Origin of the sequence: Thalassospira sp. UBA4513, from assembly GCF_002388495.1 — a bacterium.
GTDB lineage: Bacteria > Pseudomonadota > Alphaproteobacteria > Rhodospirillales > Thalassospiraceae > Thalassospira > Thalassospira tepidiphila.
On sequence record NZ_DGMR01000004.1, the window covers coordinates 457 to 2,731 of the forward strand.

The 2,275-nt window shown below is 56.3% G+C and carries 2 protein-coding genes and 2 tRNA genes; 3 read left to right on the forward strand and 1 reads right to left on the reverse strand.

Annotation, left to right across the window (positions count from 1 at the left end; genetic code table 11):
- Positions 1–78: 78 nt before the first annotated feature.
- A complete protein-coding gene (locus B2T33_RS01820) occupies positions 79–486 on the forward strand; it encodes a GFA family protein (RefSeq protein WP_286791017.1) in 408 nt (135 codons plus the stop codon).
- A gap of 372 nt (positions 487–858) precedes the next feature.
- Here the strand turns inward: B2T33_RS01820 and rlmB are convergent, their stop codons facing one another.
- Positions 859–1,731: a 23S rRNA (guanosine(2251)-2'-O)-methyltransferase RlmB gene (rlmB, locus tag B2T33_RS01825; RefSeq protein ID WP_008892100.1), complete on the reverse strand. Its 873-nt coding sequence runs from the start codon at positions 1,729–1,731 to the stop codon at positions 859–861.
- Positions 1,732–1,925: 194 nt separating this feature from the next.
- Between rlmB and B2T33_RS01830 the strand changes: the two genes are divergently transcribed.
- Positions 1,926–2,010 (forward strand) — tRNA-Tyr (locus tag B2T33_RS01830).
- Positions 2,011–2,046: 36 nt separating this feature from the next.
- A tRNA-Gly gene (locus tag B2T33_RS01835) sits at positions 2,047–2,120 on the forward strand.
- Positions 2,121–2,275: the final 155 nt, after the last annotated feature.

Here is a 2,275-nt window from a genome sequence, read left to right on the forward strand (position 1 = left end):
ATCGGCTTTGATGACTATTACGACGTTTCGGAACGTTACACATCGTCCAGACGCGACGGCTAGGGCAGGGGAATGGTCATGGCTGATAAACATCACGGCGGCTGTCTGTGTGGGGCTGTGCGCTACGAAATCACGGGTGACTTTGACGCGTTCTTTCTGTGCCACTGCAAATATTGCCAAAAGGACACCGGCTCGGCCCATGCGGCCAATCTGTTTTCAGGCAAGGCAACGCTGTTTTGGATCGACGGCCAGGATCACATCCAGTCCTACACCGTGCCCGAAACGCGCCATCAAAAGGCGTTTTGCAAAAACTGCGGCTCGGCCGTTCCCTACACGCAGATGGATGGCAAGCTGGTGGTCGTCCCGGCAGGCAGCCTAGAAACGCCTGTCTCGATACGCCCGAACGCCCATATCATGATGGGCAGCAAGGCGAGCTGGGATGACGGGCTTGATGAAATCGTGCGCCTTGAAGGCCCGCCCAGATAGCATTTCGATGTAACGCCAAAAGAAAACCCCGCAGCCGATGGCTTGCGGGGTTTTCTTTGAGTGGTGCCGGCAGAGAGACTCGAACTCCCAACCTTCTGATTACAAATCAGCTGCTCTANNTGATGAGATTCGAACTCACGACAGCCACGTTGGCAACGTGGGGCTCTACCACTGAGCTACACTCGCATGGAGCCACTTATAGGAGTTGAACCTACGACCTGCTGATTACAAATCAGCTGCTCTACCAATTATAGCTATGCCGGCGTGAGCGGCGCGAACATAATCCGGGCCGCTGATGATTGCAAGAGTTTGAAGCACGGAAATTTACATCCCGTGAAAACGCCTCAAACGCCCATGCTGGCGCGCTGTTGCCTACTTGCGATACAGCTCGTAAAGCGCGACGGCGGCTGCGTTTGAAACATTAAGGCTTTCGATGCGATCCGACATCGGAAGCTTGACCAGGAAGTCGCAGCTTTCGCGCGTCAGACGGCGCAGCCCTTCACCCTCTGATCCCATCACAATACCCACACGGCCATGAAGTTTGGCTTCGGCCAATGTCTGTTCGGCATAGCCATCCATACCCGCCAGCCAGAAATGCGCGCCCTTAAGCTTATCGAGCGTCTGGTTCAAGTTCCCGGCATGGATATAGGGAACTGTTTCAAGCGCACCGCTGGCCGATTTGGCAAGCACGCCGGTTTCAGGCGGGGCATGACGGTCGGGCACGATAACCGCTGATGCGCCAAATGCCGCCGCACTGCGCAGGATCGCGCCAACGTTATGCGGGTCGGTCACCTGATCAAGGATCAGAACCGTGCATTGTTCAGAATCGCGGTGATCGGCAATCAGTTCTTCGACGGAAAGCTGGGGCAGGGGGGCGCAATGCATGGCCATGCCCTGATGCACGGTGCCGGGCGGCAGCATTTCATCAAGGTCGGTGCGTCCGGCCGAATCTACCGCGATGTCATCGCGCTCGGCGTCGGCAAGGGCAGCCATGACTTCATCACGGGTGTTTTCGGTGGCCCAGATTTTGTGAATCGTGCGCTGCGGATTGGCAATTGCCATCATCACCGGGTGACGCCCAAATAGAATCAGGCGCGAATTGCCGCCCGATCCACCACCGTCACGGCCGCGTTTTCGTCCGCGGCGCGAATTGCCTTCACGGTTTTCATCGCCTTGCGGGAGGGCATCGGGCGCCCCGTCACCTTGATGACGATTTCCTGAACGGGATTTATTGCGACGCGACATATGGCGGAAACCTCCGGGCCGTAGGGGACTGAATGCAGTTTGCTTCGTTTGATCGGCGAAACTTGGCGAACATATAGGAAAGGAAATACGATTTCGTGCTTTTTTTGCTGTTGACAGGGTAGGTGCCTTCGCCGTATTCCCTCCCTCGCCGCAACGAGGCCGGGGTCAAACCCGGATGGCGTTACGACCCTGATGGAGGGGTGGCAGAGCGGTCAAATGCAGCGGACTGTAAATCCGCCGACTTAGTCTACGCAGGTTCGAATCCTGCCCCCTCCACCACTCTCTCGCCCTCGCGAGAGCTCGCAGCATAAATATGCGGGTGTAGCTCAATGGTAGAGCAGAAGCCTTCCAAGCTTACGACGAGGGTTCGATTCCCTTCACCCGCTCCAATATTCTTATGATGCAACCCGTCGGCTCGTGCGTTGGGTTACTACGTGTTTTTTTGGTTCGGATAATAGGATCTGAGGGCAATGGCCAAGGAAAAGTTTGAGCGTACAAAACCGCACGTTAACGTTGGCACCATCGGCCACGTTGACCACGGTAA

Coding starts and splice junctions, on each gene's coding strand:
- B2T33_RS01820 (WP_286791017.1), top strand. CDS start 79: ATGGCTGATAAACATCACGGCGGCTGTCTGTGTGGGGCTGTGCGCTAC.
- rlmB (WP_008892100.1), bottom strand. CDS start 1,731: ATGTCGCGTCGCAATAAATCCCGTTCAGGAAATCGTCATCAAGGTGAC.